General features: G+C 60.4%; 18 protein-coding genes and 1 pseudogene. 9 read left to right on the top strand and 10 right to left on the bottom strand.

Annotated features, from left to right (window positions below):
• Positions 1-161: 161 nt before the first annotated feature.
• The gene (locus FFM53_RS35310; RefSeq protein ID WP_138390261.1) at positions 162-1,169 is read left to right on the top strand and encodes a LacI family DNA-binding transcriptional regulator; all 1,008 of its coding nucleotides are present in this window, start codon (positions 162-164) and stop codon (positions 1,167-1,169) included.
• Between the two features lie 90 nt (positions 1,170-1,259).
• A complete protein-coding gene (locus FFM53_RS35305; RefSeq protein ID WP_138390259.1) occupies positions 1,260-2,597 on the top strand; it encodes an alpha-L-fucosidase in 1,338 nt (445 codons plus the stop codon).
• Between the two features lie 93 nt (positions 2,598-2,690).
• Here FFM53_RS35305 and FFM53_RS35300 read toward each other — a convergent pair whose 3' ends face one another.
• From FFM53_RS35300 to FFM53_RS35290, 3 genes and pseudogenes are all read right to left on the bottom strand, one after another.
• The gene (locus FFM53_RS35300; RefSeq protein WP_171599983.1) at positions 2,691-3,431 is read right to left on the bottom strand and encodes a DUF4231 domain-containing protein; all 741 of its coding nucleotides are present in this window, start codon (positions 3,429-3,431) and stop codon (positions 2,691-2,693) included.
• 157 nt (positions 3,432-3,588) lie between these two features.
• Positions 3,589-3,744: pseudogene (locus FFM53_RS36980) on the bottom strand (hypothetical protein); the annotation flags it as partial.
• A 55-nt stretch (positions 3,745-3,799) separates the two neighbouring features.
• Positions 3,800-4,942, bottom strand: coding sequence for a M24 family metallopeptidase (locus FFM53_RS35290; RefSeq protein WP_138390253.1), 1,143 nt, complete (start codon positions 4,940-4,942; stop codon positions 3,800-3,802).
• Positions 4,943-5,064: 122 nt separating this feature from the next.
• Between FFM53_RS35290 and FFM53_RS35285 the strand changes: the two genes are divergently transcribed.
• Positions 5,065-6,363 carry an alpha/beta fold hydrolase gene (locus tag FFM53_RS35285; protein ID WP_138390251.1) on the top strand — a complete coding sequence of 433 codons (1,299 nt, stop codon included), beginning with the start codon at positions 5,065-5,067 and terminating at the stop codon, positions 6,361-6,363.
• A 29-nt stretch (positions 6,364-6,392) separates the two neighbouring features.
• On the opposite strand, the gene FFM53_RS35280 is transcribed toward FFM53_RS35285, so the two are convergent.
• Positions 6,393-7,097, bottom strand: coding sequence for a GntR family transcriptional regulator (locus FFM53_RS35280; protein WP_138390249.1), 705 nt, complete (start codon positions 7,095-7,097; stop codon positions 6,393-6,395).
• 151 nt (positions 7,098-7,248) lie between these two features.
• Here FFM53_RS35280 and FFM53_RS35275 point away from each other — a divergent pair, with 151 nt between their 5' ends.
• The gene (locus tag FFM53_RS35275; RefSeq protein WP_003538660.1) at positions 7,249-8,160 is read left to right on the top strand and encodes a dihydrodipicolinate synthase family protein; all 912 of its coding nucleotides are present in this window, start codon (positions 7,249-7,251) and stop codon (positions 8,158-8,160) included.
• 50 nt (positions 8,161-8,210) lie between these two features.
• Here the strand turns inward: FFM53_RS35275 and FFM53_RS35270 are convergent, their stop codons facing one another.
• From FFM53_RS35270 to FFM53_RS35250, 5 genes are all read right to left on the bottom strand, one after another.
• Positions 8,211-9,311, bottom strand: a complete 1,101-nt coding sequence (locus FFM53_RS35270; RefSeq protein WP_138390247.1) for an ABC transporter ATP-binding protein — start codon at positions 9,309-9,311, stop codon at positions 8,211-8,213.
• Positions 9,312-9,320: 9 nt separating this feature from the next.
• Positions 9,321-11,264: a glycoside hydrolase family 127 protein gene (locus FFM53_RS35265; RefSeq protein ID WP_138390245.1), complete on the bottom strand. Its 1,944-nt coding sequence runs from the start codon at positions 11,262-11,264 to the stop codon at positions 9,321-9,323.
• A 27-nt stretch (positions 11,265-11,291) separates the two neighbouring features.
• Positions 11,292-12,161 (bottom strand): carbohydrate ABC transporter permease, encoded by an 870-nt coding sequence (locus FFM53_RS35260; RefSeq protein ID WP_131665702.1) that lies wholly within the window; start codon positions 12,159-12,161, stop codon positions 11,292-11,294.
• Positions 12,161-13,084, bottom strand: a complete 924-nt coding sequence (locus tag FFM53_RS35255; RefSeq protein WP_064654374.1) for a carbohydrate ABC transporter permease — start codon at positions 13,082-13,084, stop codon at positions 12,161-12,163. The genes FFM53_RS35260 and FFM53_RS35255 overlap by 1 nt, the downstream gene beginning before the upstream one ends.
• 82 nt (positions 13,085-13,166) lie before the next feature.
• A complete protein-coding gene (locus FFM53_RS35250; protein WP_138390243.1) occupies positions 13,167-14,414 on the bottom strand; it encodes an ABC transporter substrate-binding protein in 1,248 nt (415 codons plus the stop codon).
• Between the two features lie 179 nt (positions 14,415-14,593).
• On the opposite strand from FFM53_RS35250, the gene FFM53_RS35245 reads away from it, so the two are divergent.
• The gene (locus tag FFM53_RS35245; RefSeq protein ID WP_138390241.1) at positions 14,594-15,610 is read left to right on the top strand and encodes a LacI family DNA-binding transcriptional regulator; all 1,017 of its coding nucleotides are present in this window, start codon (positions 14,594-14,596) and stop codon (positions 15,608-15,610) included.
• A 41-nt stretch (positions 15,611-15,651) separates the two neighbouring features.
• On the opposite strand, the gene FFM53_RS35240 is transcribed toward FFM53_RS35245, so the two are convergent.
• A complete protein-coding gene (locus tag FFM53_RS35240; protein WP_138390239.1) occupies positions 15,652-16,710 on the bottom strand; it encodes a LacI family DNA-binding transcriptional regulator in 1,059 nt (352 codons plus the stop codon).
• A gap of 140 nt (positions 16,711-16,850) precedes the next feature.
• On the opposite strand from FFM53_RS35240, the gene FFM53_RS35235 reads away from it, so the two are divergent.
• The 4 genes from FFM53_RS35235 (at position 16,851) to FFM53_RS35220 (ending at position 22,260) form a co-directional block, all read left to right on the top strand.
• Complete coding sequence (locus FFM53_RS35235) at positions 16,851-19,172, top strand: alpha-L-rhamnosidase (RefSeq protein WP_138390237.1); 2,322 nt, start codon at positions 16,851-16,853, stop codon at positions 19,170-19,172.
• 37 nt (positions 19,173-19,209) lie between these two features.
• Positions 19,210-20,493: an ABC transporter substrate-binding protein gene (locus tag FFM53_RS35230; protein ID WP_138390235.1), complete on the top strand. Its 1,284-nt coding sequence runs from the start codon at positions 19,210-19,212 to the stop codon at positions 20,491-20,493.
• 64 nt (positions 20,494-20,557) lie between these two features.
• Positions 20,558-21,436 carry a carbohydrate ABC transporter permease gene (locus tag FFM53_RS35225; protein WP_138390233.1) on the top strand — a complete coding sequence of 293 codons (879 nt, stop codon included), beginning with the start codon at positions 20,558-20,560 and terminating at the stop codon, positions 21,434-21,436.
• Positions 21,433-22,260 (top strand): carbohydrate ABC transporter permease, encoded by an 828-nt coding sequence (locus tag FFM53_RS35220; protein WP_138390231.1) that lies wholly within the window; start codon positions 21,433-21,435, stop codon positions 22,258-22,260. Before FFM53_RS35225 ends, FFM53_RS35220 begins: the two co-directional genes overlap by 4 nt.
• Positions 22,261-22,264: the final 4 nt, after the last annotated feature.

Genomic DNA, 22,264 nt, shown 5'->3' with positions numbered 1-22,264 from the left:
GTTAACGTATTCTCCTCTTTTGTGAACGTTATCGTTACCGTTCAATCTTGTCAAAAAGATTCTTGGCGCCTCATCTTTACCCATAGCAGCCTTGGCTTCCCCGGAAATTGTGTTAGTTATCGTTATCGTAAATTCCCGCAAATTTTAATGAGACGATCCAATTGAGCCGCTCCAAAGAGCCAGAATCCAAAATAACCATCGCCGATGTCGCCCGCGCCGCAGGGGTGTCGCCGATGACGGTATCGCGCGTGCTCAATGATCGGGGCGGAGCCAGTGCGGAGACCAGTCAGCGGATTATCTTAGCGGCGAGCGAACTCAACTACCGGCCCAATCCCTTTGCGCGCGGATTGCGGTCCGATCGATCGAAGGCCATCGGCCTTCTCGTTCCCGACATCACCAATCCGTTCTTTCCAGAAGTCATCAGGGGAGCCGAGGATGCCGCGAGCGCTGCCGGCTACAACCTGCTTCTGTCCAATGTCGTCGAGAACAGCAAGCGGGAGGAAGAACTCATCGAAACGCTGCTGCGGCATCGGGTCGACGGGATCATCGTCTGCAGCCCGCGACTGCCCGACGCTGCGCTTCACAAGGCGCTTGCGCCACACCGTGCCGTGGTGCTCATCAACCGCGAGGCGCCCAACGAGGTCGCGGGGACGATCGTCACCGACTACGAGACGGGCGCGTCGCGTGCCATCGACCATCTGGTCGAGCGCGGGCGCCGCAAGATAGCGATCATCGCCGGGCCGCGCAGTTCGTTTGGCGGCAAGAGCCGTCTTGTCGGCTTTCGCAAGACGCTGGCCGCCCACGGGCTCAAAGCGCAAGGCATCGTTTATTGCGATCCGACCGCGGCAGGCGGGCAAACAGCGGCCGCGCAATTGCTGGCGGAGACGCCCGGCATCGATGCCCTTGTCTGCTACAACGATCTCAATGCGATCGGCGCCATGAAGGCCTGCAGGGCCGCCGGCATTTCTATCCCCGGGCAAATCGCCTTGATCGGTTTCGACGATATTCCGACTGCCGAACTGCTGTCCCCGGCGCTCACCACCCTGCGGGTGCAAAAACGCGAAATGGGGGAGGAAGCCGTGCGCCTGCTGCTCAGCCGCATCGCCACCAGAAACCGCCAGCACGGCATCGTCATCGTGCCGGAGCTCATCATCCGCGAAACGACCTGAACGCCCCGGAGCATGATGCCGAAAAGTGTGAGCGGTTTTCGGACGACATCATGCTCCAACTCTTAAAGTTTGGAACAGGAGGAATATCCGATGGATATCAACAATCTGCAGTCGCTGGCCCTGCCTGAGGAGAAGAAGGCCTGGTTCGTTCACGACCGGTTCGGCATGTTCGTGCACTGGGGGCTTTATGCGCTGCCGGCACGCCATGAATGGGTCAAGAGTCGCGAAGAGCTGAACGACGCCGACTACCAGAAATATTTCGATCATTTCGATCCCGATCTCTACGACCCGCGAGAATGGGCCAGACGCGCGAAAGCTGCGGGCATGAAATATGTCGTGCTGACGACCAAGCACCATGAAGGCTTCTGCCTCTGGGATACCAAGGCGACCGACTTCAAGGTGACCAACACGCCTTATGGGCGGGATCTGGTGGGTCCATTCGTCGACGCCTTCCGTGCGGAGGGCCTGAGGATCGGGTTCTACTATTCGCTGATCGACTGGCATCATCCGGACTTCACGGTCGATCCACGCCATCCGCAGCGCAATCATCCAGATGCGCTGAAAATCAATGAAGGCCGGGACGTGCAGCGCTATGCCGCCTTCATGCGCGAGCAGGTCCGCGAACTGCTGACGGACTTCGGCCAGATCGACATCATGTGGTTCGACTTCAGCTATCCGCAATGGAAGCTCGGAGAACTGGTCGGAAAGGGCCATCAGGATTGGGAAAGCGAGAAACTCGTGCGCCTGGTGCGCGAACTCGCCCCCGACATCATCATCAACAACCGGCTCGATCTCGCCGGCTTGCAGCCCGATATCGTCACGCCGGAGCAATATATGCCGCGCGCCCGGCCACTCCGCGATGGCAGGCGCGTCGTCTGGGAAGCGTGCCACACGCTCAGCGGTTCCTGGGGCTATCACCGCGACGAGGACACCTGGAAAAGCACAGAACAACTGGTCCAGATGCTTGTCGGCACCGTTGCCATGGGTGGTAATCTGCTGATGAATGTCGGGCCGACGGCGCGCGGCACACTCGACCACCGCGCGATTGCAGCCCTTGCCGCTTATGAGGAGTGGATGGCACTGCACGAGCGCAGCATCGTCGGCTGCACCCAGTCCGACTTCACCGCTCCGGCCGACTGCCGCCTGACCCAGAATGGCGATCGTCTCTATATCCACCTCTTCAACTGGCCCTATCGCCATCTGCATTTCGATGCGCTGGCGGGGAAAGTCGAATATGCGCAATTCCTGCATGATGGCAGCGAGGTCACCTGGCTGCGCCCGTCCGCCAATACCTTGTGGGCGAACACCCAGTTCCCCGTCGGTGATGATCAAATGACATTCGTCCTGCCGGTGCGCCGACCTCAGATCGTCGTCCCGGTCATCGAAGTTAAGCTCAAGGCGGGGAGCACCTCCGGCATTCAGGATTAAAGGGCGGCGGATGATTGCGCAGCTGAGATAGATTGCCTGAGCGGGCGGGGCATATGCCCGCTCTGATAAACCCCGCCATATGCCGACAGTGGCTTACGGATTGGCTTCGGTGGTTTCCACGAAGAGCTGGTTGAGCTGTTTCATCTCGAGCGCATGGGCGCGCTTTCTGAGGGCGGCTGCCTGTTTGAGCGTTGCAAGATTGTCTGTTGTCTCGATGAGGTGAGCATCGGCGACGAGCACCTCCGCTTCAATCCTTCCCTGCTCTCTCAATTGCCAGACATCCCTGACGCGAAATTGAACCATTATCACGCCGAAAAGTGCCACGAGCGCGGAAGCTGTCATTGGCAGCCAATTGGGGACAACCGGGCCATAGGCGGAAAACAACGATGCGAGACCGCTCAAAACGATGATCCCCAATGTGAGAAAATTCCAGAGATATTGATTGACCTTGGAGGAGCGCGCATAGCCGTTTCGATGTGTTCGAAGGTCACGCAAAGCCTGCCTTTTGATCTCGGCTGCGTCCGACGGAAGCATGCTTTCGGCCGTCTCTTGCTCGATCTCCCGCCTTGCCGCCAAAATCACGTTGATGACGGCGATCGTGATCCCGAAGGTAATCATGAACCAGGCGATGTAGTGCAAAGGGACGTCATCGAGAATGACGTTTGACAAAAACGCAGGTTGAAAAAACTCAATTAAAGCGCCAATCGATATCAAGAATATAGACAGGGCAACCACTGCTATCGAAAGCATCGCCGCTATATTTCTATATCTGCCATTCAGTGTCATTTTCTTCAGTTGAGCGTGGTCATCCCCCTCCCTTCTGAACAAATCCATCATCCTATCCTCGAGACTATGGGGTTAACCATAGTCAACCTTTTACCACGCCAGAAAGCAAGTAACGTTTGTGAAGTAATACTTGACGGATCGAATTTCCGGCACCCCTCGCCAATGTGCGGGCCGGGGCAGCCTCCGCCTCTTCAATCCAGTCGCTTCAGGCTATGCTGATCGCCAGCGGCCGGCCGAGATCGCGGGCAATATAGTCCTGGTTCTGTCGGACGATCTGCGCGGCGTGAGCGATCGTCAGCCGGTGGGCCTGCTCGGCGTCGCCAGCCTTGATCGCGGCGATGATCTCCTCATGCTCGTCCAGCCTGACAGCCACTTGAAAACCGGCGCGGCCTGATCGGGCAGGAGATGGTGACCGCTCAGGAGAAAGGCTCGGTCGGTCCCGCCGCCGGATTGGTCAGCCAGCACGGTCCCTCGGCGGTCATGTACATATGGTCTTCCAGCCGGATCCCGAATTTCCCGGGGAAGACGATCATCGGTTCGTTGGAAAAACACATGCCGGCGGCAAGCGGCGCGTCGTTGCTGCGAACGATGTAAGGTTCCTCATGAATCTCGAGCCCGAGGCCATGACCGGCGCGATGCGGCAAACCTGGCAAGCGATAGTCGGGGCCGAGGGAGTGTTTGGCAAGCACCTTTCGGGCCGCATCGTCGAGGCTCGAGCAGGCGGCGCCGATCCGGGCTGCGTCGAAGACGGCCTGTTGCGCCTCGCGCTCGATCCACCAGGCCCGTTCGAACGCGCTTTCGCCGCCCTCCAGCATATAGGTCCTGGTGATATCGGAATGATAACCGTCGATCCGGCAGCCGGTATCGATGAGAATGACGTCGTCGCGACCAAGGACCTGATCGCCGTCGGCGCCATGCGGAAGCGAGGTCGCCGCGCCGAAGGAGACGATGCAGAATGTCGAGCCGGCATCGGCGCCGGCCTGGCGATGCTGCCGGTCGATGAAATCGACCACCTCGGATGATTTGATGCCCGGCTTCAAAAGCCCATGCACTTGCCTGTGGACGTTAAGCGTCAGGTCCATCGCATACTGAATGAGGGCAATCTCCGCGGCCGATTTGATGCAACGCAGGTCGCGGATCAGCCGCCCGCCATCGGCAAGCCTCGCCGCGCCCATCTCCGCTGCCAATGCATGATAGAAGAAAAGCGGCAAACCATCGTCAAGGGCAAGTCTGCCGCCCTGGGCAACAAGGCGGGCGATGAGAGCGGCGCTGCTCTCCTCCTCTTCCCAGACCAGGATTTCCCCCGGCAGATGCGGCAGCGTTTCGACACGGCTGCGCTCGAACCCTGGAACGATGTAGGAAATGGTCGCAGGCGTGACGAGCGCGCCGAGGAACCTCTCGCTCGGATGCCAGACCAGCCCCGTGAAGTAATGCAGGCTTTCGGTCGGCCCAAGAAGCACGGCAGCCAATCCTTCGGCTTCGATCATTTTGCGAAGCCTGGCGAGGCGTGTCTGCCGTTCGTCCTCAGTGATGCGGGGTACGGGGTGCTGCCATGACATGTTGTTTTCCTGCTTTTCCTGCGCTTCCAGATCGATGAACCCCTCGCCTTGCAGCGGGGATCTTGAACCGACACTAATGCCGCTGTAGGCAATATGTCGACATGAAAAATGAGGAGATAGCGATGGCGGTCGAATACACCATACCGGGCATGCTGATACGCGATCATATGGTCGACGCTCCCCTGGATTGGTCGAAGCCGGAGGGGGAGTCGATCCGGATTTTTGCACGTGAAGTGTGCGATCCCGCCCGCCGTCGCGAAACACTGCCGTTGCTAGCTTTCCTTCAAGGCGGTCCTGGCGGAAAATCGCCGCGGCCGAGCAACGGCGGGCCGCCTTGGCTTGCCGAAGCCCTGAAGACGCACCGCGTTATCCTGATCGACCAGCGCGGCACCGGGCGCAGCAGCCGGATCGAAAGTGCGACGATGGCGCGTTTTGCGGACGGCCGGGCCGCAGCCGACTATCTCAGCCTCTTTCGTGCCGACAGCATCGTTGCCGATTGCGAACATCTGCGGAAAACCGTCTTCGGCGGCGGGCGCTGGCAAACGCTTGGCCAGAGCTATGGCGGCTTCCTGACACTCACTTATCTCTCGAAGGCGCCGGAGGGACTTTCCGCCTGTTATGTCACCGGCGGCCTTGCCGGCCTTGGGGCGACGGCCGATGATGTCTATCGGCGCACCTACCCGCGCGTCACCGAAAAGAACGCCGCCTATTACCGCCGCTACCCCGGGGATGCCGAGCGCATCGGCCGGATCGCCGACTATATCGATACCAATGAGGTGCGGTTGCCCGATGGCGATCGCCTCTCCGTTCGCCGCTTTCAGACTATCGGCATCGATTTCGGCATGGCGCCGGGTTACGAGAACATCCATTGGTTGGTTGACGAGGCTTTCTCCGGTCCCAATGAAGACCGTCTCTCCGATCGCTTCCTCGCGTCGGTGATGTCGCTGACCTCCTATGACGACAATCCGCTCTTCGCCGTTCTGCAGGAAAGCATCTATGGCCAGGCCGGGACGCCGACTGCCTGGGCGGCCGAACGCATCCGCGCCGAGCATCCGGCCTTTGCCGGCGACCGGCGGCCGCTGCTGTTGACGGGGGAGATGATGTATCCCTGGATGTTCGAGGAAATTCGCTCGCTCAGGGCCTTCAGGGCGGGTGTCGAGGTATTGGCCACGCATGAGCGCTACGTGCCGCTCTATGCCCCGGCACGTCTCGCCGCAAACGAGGTGCCGGTCGCCGCCGTCATCTATCATGACGATATGTATGTCGATGCCGGGCTTTCGCTCGAAACAGCGCGCCACGTCGCCAACCTGCAGGCATGGGTGACCAACGAATTCGAGCACGACGGTGTTCGCCAATCAGCGGCTGTCCTGCGCAGGCTGATGACCTTGGTCAGGGAGCAGGGCGGCCCCCTCGCCTCCTGAGGCTCGAATGGTTCATTGCTCTCGTCGCATCAGGACATGCTGATCGCCACCGGCCGGTCCAGATCGCGGGCGATATATTCCTGGATCTGGCGAACGATCTGCCCGGCGTGGGCGATCGCCAGGCGGTCGGCCCGCTCGACGTCACCGGCCTCGATCGCGGTGATGATCTCCTCGTGTTCGTCGACATACTGGCGCGGCAGACGGTCGTCGAATGTCGAGTAGTAAAGGCGCAGGATCCGGCGGCCCTCGTCGAGCAGCCTGGCGAAGAAGGCCGTGTAATAGGAATTGCCCGCAAGTTCGGCGATCGCGACGTGAAATTCGCGGTTCGCCTCGATCATCGCATAAGCATCGCGCGCGGCAACGGCATCGGCGAAGTCCTTCTGATGCCGGCGGACGGTCTTCATGATCTCGCCGTTGCGCCGTTGCGCCGCGCCGCGGGTCGTCACCCGGTACATCAGCGTCAGCGCTTCGAAATAGGTGGGCAGGCTTGCGAAATCGATGGTCGCGACGATCGTATTCCTGTTCGGCAGCGTCGTGACCAGCCCGTCGGCGGCGAGCCGCAACAGCGCCTCTCGAATGGGAGTCCGCGACATCCGGAAACGCTCCGACAGCCGCACTTCGTCGAGCGGACTGCCGGGTTCCAGCGCCATCGACAGGATTTCCTGCCTGAGCGTCACATAGACGCTCTGCGTGCCAGAGCCGCGCACCCGCACATTTTCCGCGTCGTTCCGCATTCGTCCACCCTCTTTCGTTAGAGCCTTGTATTTCGTTTCGGCCGATTCTCGCAAATGTCGGTCTTCGGGGGCCTCAAATTTGTAAACTCACATCATTGAATCTTGTCGACAGTTTGTATATAAGGCAACCAGTTTCAACGAGGCTCGATCAATGACCACAGGATGGAAGGGCGTATTTCCCGCCGTAACGACACAGTTCAACGATGATCTTTCCGTTGATTTGCCCTCGACCCAGCGCGTCCAGGACGCGCTTGTAAACGATGGCGTCAACGGACTGATCGTCATGGGCACATGCGGCGAGAACAATTCGCTGGACCCCGAGGAGAAGCGCACGATCTTGAAAGCTGCCGTCGAGGTCGTTAACGGCCGCGTTCCGGTGGTGACGGGCGTGTCCGAATTCGACACGCGCCGTGCCGTCGCCTATGCTCGCGACGCCGAAAAGCTCGGCGCCGACGGCCTGATGCTGCTGCCGGCCATGGTTTATGTACCGAAGCCCGAAGAGCTGATCGCGCATTTCCGCACCGTCGCCGAAGCGACCTCGCTACCGATCATGCTCTACAACAATCCGCCGGCCTACCGCGTCAACATCGGCGCCGACGTGCTGAAGGTGCTTGCCGACGTGCCGAACATCAAGGCGGTCAAGGAAAGTGCGCCGGATCCACGCCGCTTCACCGATCTCATCAATGAATTCGGCGATCGTTTCGATATCTTCGCCGGTCTCGACGACGTCGCGCTCGAAGGCCTGATGCTCGGTGCCAAGGGCTGGGTCTCGGGCTTGACCAGCGCCTTCCCGGAGGAATCCGTGCAGCTCGTTGCCGCCGCCGAACGCGGCGACTGGGAAGAGGCCCGCAAGATCTATCGCTGGTTCATGCCGCTTCTGCACCTCGATGCCGAACACGACCTCGTGCAGTCGATCAAGCTTGCCGAGCAGATCATGGGCCGCGGCTCCGAGCGCGTTCGCATGCCGCGCCTGCCGCTTTCGGGCGCCCGCCGCGCCGAGGTCACCGCGATGGTCGAAAAGGCCGCCGCCACGCGTCCCTCGAAGATCCGCCAGGCCGCCTGATAAAACGAGGCCGGCGACCCCGCGGTTGCCGGCCTTTCCGTGTTTGCTCTTCAGGCGAGCGCCAGCGACCGGCCGCTCGCCGGATCGAACAGATGCATCTGGTTCATGTTGAACGAGAGCGGCATCGTCGACATCGGCCTGGGTCCGCTCTCGGGATCGATGCAGGCGCAAAGGCTTGCCTCGCCGATGCCGAAATAAACCATGGTCTCCGGCCCGAGTGGTTCCACCAGATCGATCTTCGCTTCGATGTCGGCATAACCAGGACGGGCCTGGCGGTCGGTGATCGATTCCGGCCTGATCCCGAACACGACTGATTTGCCGGCATGGCTGGCATAGTCGCCGGCGCGCGCCTCCGGCACTGGAAGCTCGCTACCGTCAGTTAGTTTGACGACGAGACCCTTGTCTCCTGATAGCAGCGTCGCGGACAGGAAGTTCATCGACGGTGAGCCGATGAATCCGGCGACGAACTGGCTGACCGGCCGATGATAGAGCGCCTGCGGCGGTCCCGCCTGTTCGATGATGCCACCATTCATCACCACGACACGATCCGCCATGGTCATCGCCTCGACTTGGTCGTGCGTGACGTAGACGGTCGTCGTCGGCAACAGCTGGTGCAGCCGCTTGATCTCCGTGCGCATCTGCACGCGAAGCTTGGCATCGAGGTTGGACAACGGCTCGTCGAAGAGAAAGACTTTCGGGTTTCGCACAATGGCGCGCCCCATCGCGACGCGCTGGCGCTGACCGCCCGAAAGCTGGCCCGGACGCCGGCCGAGCAGCTCGCTGATATGTAAGGTTTCGGCTGCCCTGATGATACGGGCGTCAATCTCGCTCTTGGCGAGCTTCTGCTGCTCCAGGCAGAACGAAATATTCTCCCGCACCGTCATGTGCGGATAGAGCGCGTAGTTCTGAAAGACCATGGCGATATCGCGTTTGCCCGGGCCAAGCCGGTTGACGACCTGGTCGCCGATCACGATCTCACCGCCGGTAATGTGTTCGAGACCGGCGATCATGCGCAATGTCGTCGATTTTCCGCATCCTGACGGGCCTACGAAAACGACGAATTCATTGTCTTCGATGTCAAGGCTGATGCCGCGCACGGCCTCGTAGATGCCATAGGATTTGACGATGCTCTTGAGTTCCAGCCGTGCCATGGTTTTCTCCTAGATCTCCTGCAACCAGATCGCCATCGCTCCGGGCTCGCGATTGGCCCAGAGGTGATAGGGGATCGCCGTGAAAGGCCGCTCCTTCAGCGAGGGGCGCGCGGTGCGATAGAGCGCATTCTGCCAATCGGATATATCGGTTTCGAGCGCAGTGCCTTCGAGGACGGTCGCTCCGCCGAGAAGCGCGGCATCGTAACGGGCAGAAATTTCCTCAGATGCCGGCAGGCGGAGCCGCTGCGGCTCGCCGCCGAAGTCCGTCTCCTCGATGCAATAGACGACAGGCCCGCGCCGCAGCGCGACGCGTCCGCCGTCTTCGGAGACGGCAGGATGCGCGTAGATGCGCTCGACCGGCATCGAGAAGCCGATGCGGACCTCGTCACCATTGCGCCATTCCCTTGATATTGCCGCATATCCCTTCGTCACGCATTGATCGAGATCGACGGCAGCGCCGTTGACCGAGATCTGCGCCTGCCTGCACCATCCGGGGATGCGAAGACGAAGCTGAAACCGGCTTGGCCGCTCGACGGCGAACCGCAGGCTGATGTCGCCATCCCAGGGATATTGCGTCTCCTGGATCAGGCGCACGAAGCTGTCGCCGACTGTCAGCTCGGCGGAATTGGTGCCGTAGAGATGGACGGCGAGCTCATGATCATCAGTCGAATAGAAATATTGGCCGAGCGACGTAATGAAACGGGCAATGTTGGTCGGGCAGCAGGGGCAATAGTGCCATTTCCACCGGCGGTGCTGCCCGTGGCTTTCAAGGACGTTCTCATAGAAATAATGCTCGCCGTCGCGCGAGATGCCGGAAAGCGCGCCGTTGTAGAGCACCGTTTCCAGTCTGTCGGTGAACTTGCTGTCGAGATCGACCTGCGCCATGCGATGGCTCCAGAAGCCGAGCGCGACGGCTGCGCATGTCTCAGCATAGGCCGTCTCGTTCGGCAGGTCGAATTCCCGGGTGAACCCTTCATTGGATGCCGACGGGCCAAGGCCGCCGGTCACGTAGAGCTGGCGGCTGACCAGATTGTCGAAAAGCCGGTCGCAGGCTTCCTTCAATGTCGGGTCGTCGTTTTCATGGGAGAGATCCGCCATCGCAGAAAACAGGTACATGGCGCGAACCGCATGGCCGACGACCTGGTGCTGGTCGCGCACCGGCATATGGGCCTGGCTATAGGCATATGTCTTGTAGACGTAATCATCAGGGCTCTCGCCGCGCTTACGGGCCTCCTCGTCGTAATATGAGGGCATCCGGCCACGTTCGTCGACGAAGTAGGTCGCAAGCTTCAGATGCCGCGGATCGCGCGTCACGCGATAGAGCCTGACCAGCGCCAGCTCGATTTCCTCATGGGCGTCATAACCTCTGAGCTTTCCGGGCTCCGCGCCGAAGGTTTCGATGATATGGTCGACGGCGCGGATCATTACATCGAGGAAGCGACGCTTTCCCGTCGCCTCGTAGTAGGCGACAGCCCCTTCCAGCAGGTGGCCCATCGAATACATCTCGTGCAGGTCGCGCAGGTTGGTCCAGCGCCTGTCCGGCTCGCGGCGAATGAACCAGCTGTTGAGGTAGCCATCCGCCATCTGCCCTTTTTCGAGCTTTTCGACGATAGCATCGATCTTCGTTTCGAGCACCGCATTCGGGTGAGCCTTCAGCGTGTAACTTGCGGCCTCGATCCATTTGCCGAAATCGGAATCGAAGAAATGCTGCATCGACAGTCCGCTCGGCTGGATCGGGCGCACCAGCGGCCCGGCCGGCTTGTCAAAATCGAGCACCTCGAGGAAGCCCTCTTCTTCCAACCGCTTGTGCTGCATCGGGATGGTGACGTTGCGGACCGTCTCCGTCCAGCTCTGCCAGAAACCGCCATGGAAGACGACACTGGAATGGTCGGCGGGCCTGTATCGCTGCCGTCCCGCAGCGCGTGCCGGTTGAAAACGAGGTGAGCTGGTCATGAGGACTCCTGAGCGGAACGAGCGCTGTTACTTCACGGCGCCGGCCGTCAGGCCGCGCACGTAATATCGTTGCAAGAGAAGGAAAAGCAGGATGCAGGGGACCATGGTCACGGCTATGCCGGCCTGCAGCGCACCCCAGTCGATGATGCCATAGATGCCCGACGAAACGTTCACCAGCATGATCGGCAGCGTGAACTTGTTCTGGTCGGACAGGAAAATGAGGGCGGCGAGGAATTCGTTCCAGGAATTCAGGAAGGCGAACATCGCAACGGTGGCAACACCGGGAAGCGCGATCGGCAGCATGATCCGGCGCAGGATCGTCGCCTGCGACGCACCGTCTATCCGGGCCGCTTCGATCAGCGCCTTCGGCACCGCATCGAAGGCGTTGCGCATCATGAAAACGGAAAAAGGAAGCTGGAAGGTCACGTAGATCAGCACCAGGCCGAAAAGATTGTTTTGCAGCCGGAAGACTTTCAGGATCAGGAAAAGCGGCGTTAGGATCGACTGGAACGGGATCATCATCGTCGCCATGATCAGCACGAAGAGCAGCGACTGACCGGGAAAACGGAATTTCGAAAAGCCGTATCCCGCCGGCACCGAGACGAGCACCGTCAGGATCACCGTTCCGGCAGCGATCAGCACCGAATTGCCGGCATAGACGTACCAGCCTGCACCGACATGTTCGAGGCGGCGGTAATTTTCAAGCGAGAAGGCTTTCGAGAAAAGTGCTGCCGGATCGGCAAGTGCTGCGGCCGCGGGCTTGAAGGAATTGGCGAAGGACCAGACGATGGGCATCACGAAGAAGACGGCAAAGACGCATGCCGTCAGAACGAAGGCGAGATAACCGAGCCGCTCGCTCGCCGGCTTCGCTGCGAGATTATGGTTGAGCCGCTCCATCAACCCTCCTCCGGCCGCTGGCGCAGCAGGACGAACTGGATCGCGCTGATCGCCACCAGGACGACGAGCAGGGCAAAGGAGATCGCCGAGCCATAACCGAGACGGTAGGATGAGAACGAGGCGAGATAGATCGAGAACACCGCGGAGATCGTGCTGTTCTCAGGGCCGCCCTGGGTGATGATGAAGAACTGGTCGAAGGCCAGCATCGACGAGGTGACGTTGAGGACGAGCGCCAGCACGACCGAGTTCCTCATCAAGGGCAGCGTGATGCGCCGAAACCGGCTCCAGACGCTGGCGCCGTCGATCCTGGCGGCTTCGATGACGTCGTTGGATATGCTCTGCAAGCCGGTCAGAAGGATGATCATCGTGAAGCCTGCTGTCTTCCAGACGACCATCAGGATGACGACGCCGAGTGCCGGCCAGAAACTTTCGAGCGGCCTCGGGGCGCTGTCGATGATGCCTGCTCCGCGCAGCAACTGCGCAAAGACGCCGCTATCGGGATTGAGCAGCCACATCCACAATGTCGAGGCCGCCCCGAAGCCGATGACAACAGGCATGAAATAGATCGTGCGGAAAAAGCCGGCGATGCGCAGCGGCCGGTCGACGAGCAGCGCCAGAGGAAAGGCCACCAGGAAGATCGCAGCCGTGACCAGCACCGTGTAGAGCAGCGTGAAGCCCAGGGAATGCCAGAGCTGGGTATCGCCGATCAGCTCGGCATAGTTGGACAGGCCGATGAATTTGGTCCGGCCTAGAAGCGGCCAATTGTAGAAACTCATCCAGACCGTCATGACAAGCGGCACGAGGAAAAGCACGACGATGAACAGCAAGCCCGGCAGGATGAAGGCAAGGCCAAGCCAACCCTTTGGCTCCGGTTCTCCGGTCGCGACTGCGCGCCTCCGGCTGCGAAGTGTCGAGGATATCACCGCAACTCCTCCTTCCGCTTGAAAGTCGAGATGTGAAAGGGACGGCAGGGCATCCGCGGATACCCTGCCGAAACGCGTCGGCTTAGTTCGGATTGGTGCGTTCGAGGATACGGGTGAAGTCGCCCTGCGTCTTGGCGATCGTTGCGTCGACATCGTCACCGAAGATCGTGCCCTGAATCAGATTGAGGAAGGGTCCGGTGCGGCTGACGAAGAGTTCGTCGGACGAAAATGTGTAGGGCGTGCGCGCCTTGGCGAGGATATTGTAGGCGACGAGATTGCGCTGGTCGAACTTCGCATAGGCTTCCGCTGCGAGGTCGGTGCGCGACGGCATCCCCGATTCCTGGGTGATGTAGACCTGCTGCTCGGGCTGCATGTAGAAATTGACGAAGTCGAGCGCGACTTTCTTCTTCTCTTCGCTGATACCCTTGATCAGGGAAAGCGTATCGCCGCCGGCAAAGCTCGATTCACCGCCCTTCGGCCCCGGGATCGGTGCGACGGCGAATTTCACGTCGGGATATTTGCTGGTCAGCAGATTGACGATGTAGGAGCCGGTCATCAGGATGCCGACCTTGCCCGAGGCGAAGGCCTCGACGGCATTGTTGCCGTTGCCGGAACGCGAGGTCGGATGGATCGCACCGGCCTTCCACATATCGCGATAGGCTGCGATGGTCTCACGCAGCGCCGGCGTATCGACCGTGGCGCTGCGGCCGTCATCGCTCAGCACATCGGCATTGGCGGCCCAGAGATGCGGCAGGAAATCGTAGATCAGCCAGCTTCCCGAATTAGCCACGAAATAGAAGCCATAGGTCTCGTTGCCGAGCGCGGCGATCTTCTTCGCGTCGGCGGCAATCTCCTCCATCGACGCCGGCGCCTTGTTGGGGTCGAGGCCGGCCTTGGTGAAGAGATCGGTGTTATAAGCGATGATCGAGGCATCCGGCAGGGCCGGCACGCCATAGATCTTGCCGTCATAGGTGGCAAGGCGGATGTGAGACGGGCTCATCGCCGCGGAATAAGGTAAGCCCTTCACGAAGTCGGAGATATCCTCGAGACCGTCCGCGGCGGCAAAGGTCGGGAGATAGATCAGGTCGAGCACGGCGCCATCAGGAGCCGCGCTGCCGGCAATCGCCGCGCCCAGCTTCGGCACCATCTGCTCCGCCGTGATCTGGGTGACATTGACCTTGTCGGAGTGCGAGGCGTTGTATTTGTCGGCCAGGCCCTGAAGGACGGCGCCGGACGACGTGCGCACCCATAGGGTGATTTCTTCGGCGCTGGCGAGAGAAGAGCTTGCCAACAGCGCGAGAGCGGTGATCGTCGTTTTCAGTCGAAGCATGCTTGTTCCCCTTTTTCTCGTTCAGGCCTAAGGCCATCGGACGAAATGGACGTTAGATCAGAAATTTTTTGGTGTCGACAGTCTGTGTGCAAAATTCTGATGCGCGTTTGATAAAACCTTTTAACAGCACATTTTTTTCTGCTAAAAGCTTTTATCATGAATCGACTACGAGGCGGCACTTGAAGAATACGGGCGATCGAAGACGGACGATTTATGACGTGGCGAAGGCTGCAGGCGTCAGCATTTCGACGGCGTCGAACGCACTGAACGACACCGGCCGGACGAATGCCGAAACACGCGAGCGGGTCCGGCGCGTGGCGGAGGAGATCGGATTTCGGCCCAATGCACTCGCCCGTGGGTTGCTAAGCAAGCGAAGCCATGCGATCGGCATGCTGACGAACGACACCTATGGCAGACTGACGCTGCCGATGGCGGCCGGGGTATCGGAGGTGCTGGTCGATCACGGCGTTTCCGTCTTCCTCTGTGCCACGAACAATGATCCAAGGCTCGCCCAGCTTCATCTGGAGGCGCTTCTTGACCGGCAGGTCGACGGCATCATATTCACCGCGACCCGCCTCGATCTCACGCCGCCGGTCCAGCTGTCTCGCTTGCCGATACCCGTCGTCTACGTCTTTGCCGAGGGACCGGCCGACAGCGTCACTTTCTTTCCGGATGACGAACAGGGCGCCCGCCTCGCCGTCGATCACCTGAAAGAGCTCGGTCGATCGCGGATCCTCCACATCACCGGGCCGCGGGATTATCTGGCCGCTCGCATCCGTGCCCAATCCTATCTCGACGCCTGCGGCGACGGTGCCGAAGCGATGTTCGGCGACTGGTCGGAGGAATGGGGTCACGAAGCAGTTCAGACGGTGTTTGCCCGGCCCGGCGCAAAGCCCGACGCCATCTTCTGCGGCAGCGACGAGATCGCCCGCGGGGTCATCGACGCGCTACGCGACCTTAATGTGGAGATTCCCACGGATGTCGCCGTGGTCGGCTTCGACAATTGGGAGGTCGTCGCACGGCAAACGCGCCCGCCGCTGACCACCATCGACATGGAGTTGAAGGAACTGGGCCATCGCGCCGGCCTGGCAATCCTCAGCCTCTCCAAGGGTGAACCGGTACCTGCCGGCATCACCAGATTGCCGTGTCGCCTGGTCGTGCGGCAGTCGTGCGGCAGCCCCCTTCGATCCGACTGAAAACGACGGCAACGAACATAGACAAGGCGGCGCCGTCGCTATTATCTGTCCGTGCCATTGCCGGAACGGATCAGGCTGTCGCGGCTGACCAGCGACGGTATCTGGAAAATATGCTCGGCGCTGGCGCGGCCTTCTATTCTGGAAATGAGGGCCCGGGTTGCGACCTGACCGAGTTCCCTGCCCGACTGATCGATGCTTGCGAGATTGACGAGGCCGAGTGCTGCGGTCGGCGAATTGTCGTATCCGATGACGGCGAGATCTTCGGGGACGCGCACGCCCATCTCCATAGCCAGGCTGAGAAGGGTGATCGCGTCGAGATCGCTCCAGCAGAATACGGCGCGCGGCCTGTCCTTCCTCGATAGGAATTTTCGCATCGCCTCCTCCCGCTTTGGCGAGGCTATCGGAATTTTGCCGATCGCTGGCGAGGAGCCGAGCCCGCCGCGCTGCATCGCCCGGCGAAACCCGATCTCACGCTGGCGGACGACGGAGACCGCGTGCCCCTGGCGCTCGCCAAGGCTGAGCATTTCGATATCGCGATAGCCGCAGGCAAGAAGCGCTTCGACGGCGATCTCGGCGCCGCGCTGATCATCTGCGTTGACGGTATCGAAGGCCGTAGCGCTGGCATCGTGGTAGCCGACCGCGACGATCGGTATCTGGACTGCGAACTTTGCGAGGATCTCCGAAGGCAAGCGCGGCGCAACGAGGACAAGGCCGTCCATCTTGTAGTCGATCATCGACTCGATCAACGACGTCTCCAGTTGCACGCGCGCATCGCTGACGCCGATCATCGCCTGATAGTGCGAGGGCGCCAGTACCCCGTTTACGCCGGCAATCACCTCCGGAAGGAAAGGATTGCGGATATCGATCAGGAGCACACCGATGGTGAAACTCCGGCCACGCAGCCCTCTAGCTGCCCGCGAGGGGCGATATGCGAGTGCGTCGATGGCATCCGTCACCCTTGCGCGCAGCGCATCACTGACGCCATAGGCATTTCGCATCACCTTGGAAACCGCTGCGACCGATACGCCTGCGTGAGTTGCCACGGTCCGGATCGTCACGCGATCGTTTCGTTGCGGCTTTTGTTTTTCTTCGATTGACATGAAATCTCTAGCTTGCTGCGGATCGTCAACATCGCCCGCAGAACCACCATGGCAGACTGACAACGAAAATTCTATTGCGCTTCCGAAGAAAATGTAGAACGTTATATGGAGAACGTTCTACAAATCGTCGGGAGGACTTGATGAACTTTCAGCCGGCAGCCATCAGCGGCAACCTCGTTTCGCGCGTCTGGTCTGGGGACATGATCGCGCCGCTATCGGATGGCGGTCAGGGAACGGCCGCAAGCTTCGTCTCCAAGACTTTCGAACATGATGGCGCCAAGCTTCCCGTCGAGCTCTTTATCTCCGCACTTGGCCTCTACCGCTGCTTCATCAACGGCGTTCGCGTCGGCAGCGACCTGTTGACCCCAGGTTGGACGAACTACGACGATCGCCTTGCCTATCAGCGATACGACATCTCGAACCTGCTCAAGCCGGGCCTCAACCGCATCGAGATCTGGCTTGCCGACGGATGGTACCGATCGCCTTTGATGTGGGGCGCCCAGGCGATCCCGAATTGCTGGGGCGACAGGATCGGCGCCATTGCGGATCTGATCGGAGCTGATGGCACCGTTCTTTCCACCGACACCACATGGCGAAGCGGTGTTCTGCCGATCCTGAAGTCAGGGATCTATTTCGGCGAAGTCTACGACGCCCGCCAGGAAAACTACGTCGAGACCCACGGCACCGAGAGATTGCCCTTCGACAGAGAGCTGCTCGTCGCGCATGAAACTGCTGCGGTGCGCGAGATGCGGCCACTCGCCGCGGTCGAAAACTGGACCGACGATGAGGGCAGGAAGATCTATGATTTCGGCCAGAATGCCGGCGGCTACATCAGATATACGGTCCGGGGCACTGCCGGTGCCGAAGTCCGGGTGGAGCATTCGGAAGTTCTCGGTCCCAACCGTCATTTCGACAATCGCAACTATCGCACGGCCGCCGCACATACCGTCTACACGCTGCGGGGAGACGGCGACGAGACCTACGCGCCGCATTTCACCTTCCACGGCTTCCGTTATGCCAGGGTGACGATCAAGGGCGATGCGAAGATTCTTGTAATCGCGTCCATCCCGATCTCGTCGGTGCCCGAGCCTGCCGGCGGTTTCACCTCTGGCAATGCACTGGTCAATCGCCTCGTCGAAAATACCATCTGGTCGCAGCGCGCCAATTTCGTCGAAGTGCCGACCGATTGCCCGCAGCGCGACGAACGCCTGGGCTGGACGGGCGACGCCCAGGTCTTTGCCGCAACCGCATGCTGGCTGAGCGACAGCCAATCCTTCCTAAGGAAGTATCTGCGCGATGTGATGGCCGATCAGCGCGAGGATGGCGCCGTCTCACATTTTTCGCCGGATCCGACGCGCTTGCATCCGGCCAATTTCCCGGGCTATGCCGGCTCGACCGGCTGGGGCGACGCGATCGTCGTCATCCCCTGGGTACTCTATACCCATTACGGCGACCGGGCCGTTCTGTCGGAGTGCCTGGATTCGATGGTGCGCTGGGTCGATTTCGTCTGGTCAATCTCGGATGGTCCGCTCGTGCGTCCGCCCTCGCGTTGGGGCGACCGAGGTTTCACCTTCGGCGACTGGCTGCAGCCGGTCGGCGACAACAGGAAGCCTCGTCCGACGATCGCCGACGACTGCGCGGCCACGCTCTATCACTTCATCTCGACCGACCTTCTGGCAAGGATCGCAGCCACTCTCGGCGAGCATGCCCTTGAAGAAAAGATGAAACAGCGCGCAAACGAGATCCGGCTGACATTTTCCAACGAGTTCATCACGCCCGCGGGACGGCTTGCCCACAACGACCAGACATCCTACGCCCTGGCCTTCCTTCACAACCTGATACCGGCAGAGCACAGGCAAGCTGCACAGCAGCATTTCCGGCAGGTGATCATCGATGCCGACTACAAGATCGGCACCGGTTTCATCGGCACGCCCGCCCTGCTGCCGGCGCTGACGAAGCTCGGCATGGACGATCTGGCAGAAAAGGTCTTCTTGCAGGAGGATGTGCCGGGCTGGCTCTACCAGGTGTCAAAAGGGGCGACGACGATCTGGGAGCGCTGGGATTCCATGGCGCCTGACGGCACCATCTACGAACCCGACATGAACAGCTACAACCATTATGCCTATGGCGCTGTCTGCCAATGGCTGTTCGAAAGCGTCGCCGGAATTTCGCCGAACCCGAGCGCACCCGGATTTGCCGAGGTGATCGTCGATCCGGCGCCGATTCCGTCGCTTTCGCCGGTATCGGCCCATCATGATATCAGCCAGGGGCGCATCGAGGCCGGCTGGCAGTGCGACGGCAACAAGGTCACCTATGTGCTGACCCTTCCGGAGGGCTGCATCGGCCGGTTCCGGCCCGGAAAACGGCATCAAAACCCGTCGCTCAACGGAGAGCCTGTTGTCGAGGAAGCCATTCTTCCCTCTGGGACGCACCGACTGGTCTTTTCCCTACCCACTTCCTGAGGAGCATACACGTCACACCGTTCAGAGGAGGAACGTCATGACACATCGGATAAAGCTCATTCTTGCGGGCGCGTCCGCGCTTTTGGCGCTGGTCGCGGCCGGTCCGTCGCATGCAGAAACCACGCTGTCATTCCTGATCGACAATAACCCGGACACGGTCGCGGCGGCCGAGGCACTGGTTGCCGCCTATCAGACAAAGGCGCCTGACGTGACGATCGAAATCGAGCCGCGGGCAGGAGGTGGCGAGGGTGACAACATCATCAAGACGCGCCTGGCGACGGGCGAGATGTCCGACGTGTTTCTCTATAATTCCGGCTCGCTGCTCCAGGCGCTGAAACCCGCGCAGACGCTTGTCGATCTGAGCGGTCTTGCGTCGCAGGCGAAGGTGGACGAAGGCTTCAAGTCGGTCGTCCGCGCCGACGGCAAGCTCTACGGTGTTCCCTTCGGCACGGCGATGGCGGGGGGCATCCTCTACAACAGGAAAATCTACCAGGACCTCGGCCTGTCAGTCCCTAAGACATGGGCGGACTTCATGGCGAACAACGCAAAGGTCAAGGCATCAGGCAAGGTCGCCGTGGCGCAGACCTATCGCGATACCTGGACCTCGCAGTTATTCGTTCTGGCGGACTATTACAACCTCCATGCCGCCGTGCCGAACTTCGCCGCCGACTACACTGCCAACAAGGCGAAATACGCAGAGACGCCGGCGGCCATGAAAGGCTTCGAACGGCTGAAGGACGTTCACGACGCTGGCCTGATGAACGAGGATTTCGGCGCGGCAAGCTATGACGATGGCCTCAGAATGGTGGCAACGGGCGAGGCAGCGCATTATCCAATGCTGAGCTTCGCAATCGGCGCGCTCAAGCAGAATTATCCCGAGAACCTCGCAGATGTCGGTTTCTTCGCGCAGCCGAGCGACGACGCGGCGACGAATGGCCTGACGGTCTGGATGCCGCCCGCCCTCTACATTCCCCTTACCAGTCAGCACGCAGAGGAAGCGAAGAAATTCGTGGATTTCGCAGGAAGCGCCGAAGGCTGCAAGATCATGGTGGAAACCAACACCGTGCAAGGGCCTCCCTTGATCGACGGCTGCGGTTTGCCTGCCGACGTACCGCCCGCGGTGAAGGACATGCTTCCCTATTTCGAGGCCAAGGACAAGACGACCCCGGCGCTGGAATTTGTTTCGCCGGTCAAGGGGCCGGCTCTCGAGCAGATCACCGTCGAGGTTGGCTCCGGTATTCGCCAGCCTGCCGACGCGGCAAAACTCTATGACGACGATGTGCGCAAACAGGCCAAGCAACTCGGCCTGCCCAACTGGTAGCGGTCTATCGGGCTAGTTGACCTCGCTCCGAGGGGCGAGGTTCCACCCGATCGAAGAGGTAGTCATGACAGAGACACGCCCCCGCTCGCGCAAATCGCCCTACCCGCTGTGGTTTTTCATTCCGGCCGCAATCATCTACGGCGTGCTGTTTCTGGTTCCCACGGTCTCGTCACTCTGGTTCAGCCTGACGCGATGGGACCTTTCGACGGCTGAATTCATCGGACTCGAGAACTTCCGGCAATTCTTTTCCGAACCCTTCCTAGTCAAGGGGCTCGTCAACACACTGATCTACGCGGTGACGACCTGCGGCCTGAAGACGGTCTGCGGGCTGCTGCTTGCCGTGCTGCTGACCAGCAATATCTTCGCCCGCGGCTTCCTGCGCACGCTGGTCTTCTTTCCCGTCCTGGTCTCGACGATCGGCATCGGCATCACCTTCACGGTGATGATGCATCCGACCAGGGGCATCATCAATGTCACGCTCGAAACGCTCGGCATTCCGGGACCTGGATGGCTCACCAATCCGGCGCTGGCGCTTTTTTCGGTGGCTTTGGTCGACGTCTGGAAGGGTGTCGGCCTCGCCACCTTGATCTTCATCGCCGGGCTTGCCGCGATCCGCCCCGATTATTATGAGGCCGCGAGGATTGACGGCGCCACGCGTCTCCAGCAATTTTTCCGGATCACCCTGCCGCTCGTGCGTCCCGCCACTGTCATCGTAGTGACATTGTCGCTGATCGGCGGGCTTCGATCCTTTGACCTGATATGGGCGATGACCCGCGGCGGGCCTGGTTTCTCCTCCGATGTGATCGCCTCGGTCATCTACAAACAGTACCAGGCGGGTTTCTACGGCCTGTCGACGGCCGGAAACGTTATCCTGTTTGCGCTGATCGCCGTAATCATCCTGCCATTCACCCTGTGGTTCAACCGGCGCGAGGTCGAGGAATGAGGAGCGTCCGCCCTTACGTGACCGGCGCGATAGCCCTTGCGGTGGCGGCCGTCATCTTCGTCATGCCCTTCGTTTTCGTCGCTCTCCAGGCGGTCAAATCGAAATCCGAAGCCTCTCGCCTCGATTTCGAATTGCCCGAGTATTGGCTGTTCTGGGATAATCTGATCGCCGTCTTCAAGGCGCGCGACTACCAGCTCGCACTCGCCTATTTCAACTCCACGCTGATCACCGTGGCCTCCGTCACGATCCTGATCCTGCTGTCGGCGATGGTCGGATATGTGATGCAGCGTCGCAAGACCGTCTGGAACAAGGTGGCCTCCATTGCCCTGTTCATGGGTCTGATGATGCCGCCAGCCGTCGTGCCCACCATCGGCCTCTTGCAGGAGATCGGTCTCTTCAAGACCATGACCGGGATGATCCTGATCCAGGTCGCCTATAATCTCTCTTTCTCGACATTGCTCTACCGGTCGTTCATTTCGACCATACCACGCGACCTCGACGAGGCGGCGCTGATCGACGGCGCCAAGCCGCGGCAGATTTTCTTCAGGGTGATCCTGCCGCTTTTGAAGCCGGTGACCGTCACCAACATCGTCGTCCAGTCGATCGCGATCTTCAACGATTTCACCAACCCGCTCTACTATCTTCCAGGCAAGGAGAACGTGACGGTGCAGCTGACGCTCTATAACTTCCAGAGCATGTACACGAGCCAGTACAATCTCCTGTTCATGAACATCCTCCTCGTGACGATCCCGCCGCTGATCGTCTTCATCTTCTTCAACCGGCAGATCGTCGCGGGCATGACGGCCGGCGCAGTCAAAGGGTAGCAGA

It is taken from the genome of Rhizobium indicum, from assembly GCF_005862305.2.
Taxonomy (GTDB): Bacteria; Pseudomonadota; Alphaproteobacteria; order Rhizobiales; family Rhizobiaceae; genus Rhizobium; species Rhizobium indicum.
This window is presented reverse-complemented; position numbering and strand designations above follow the sequence as displayed.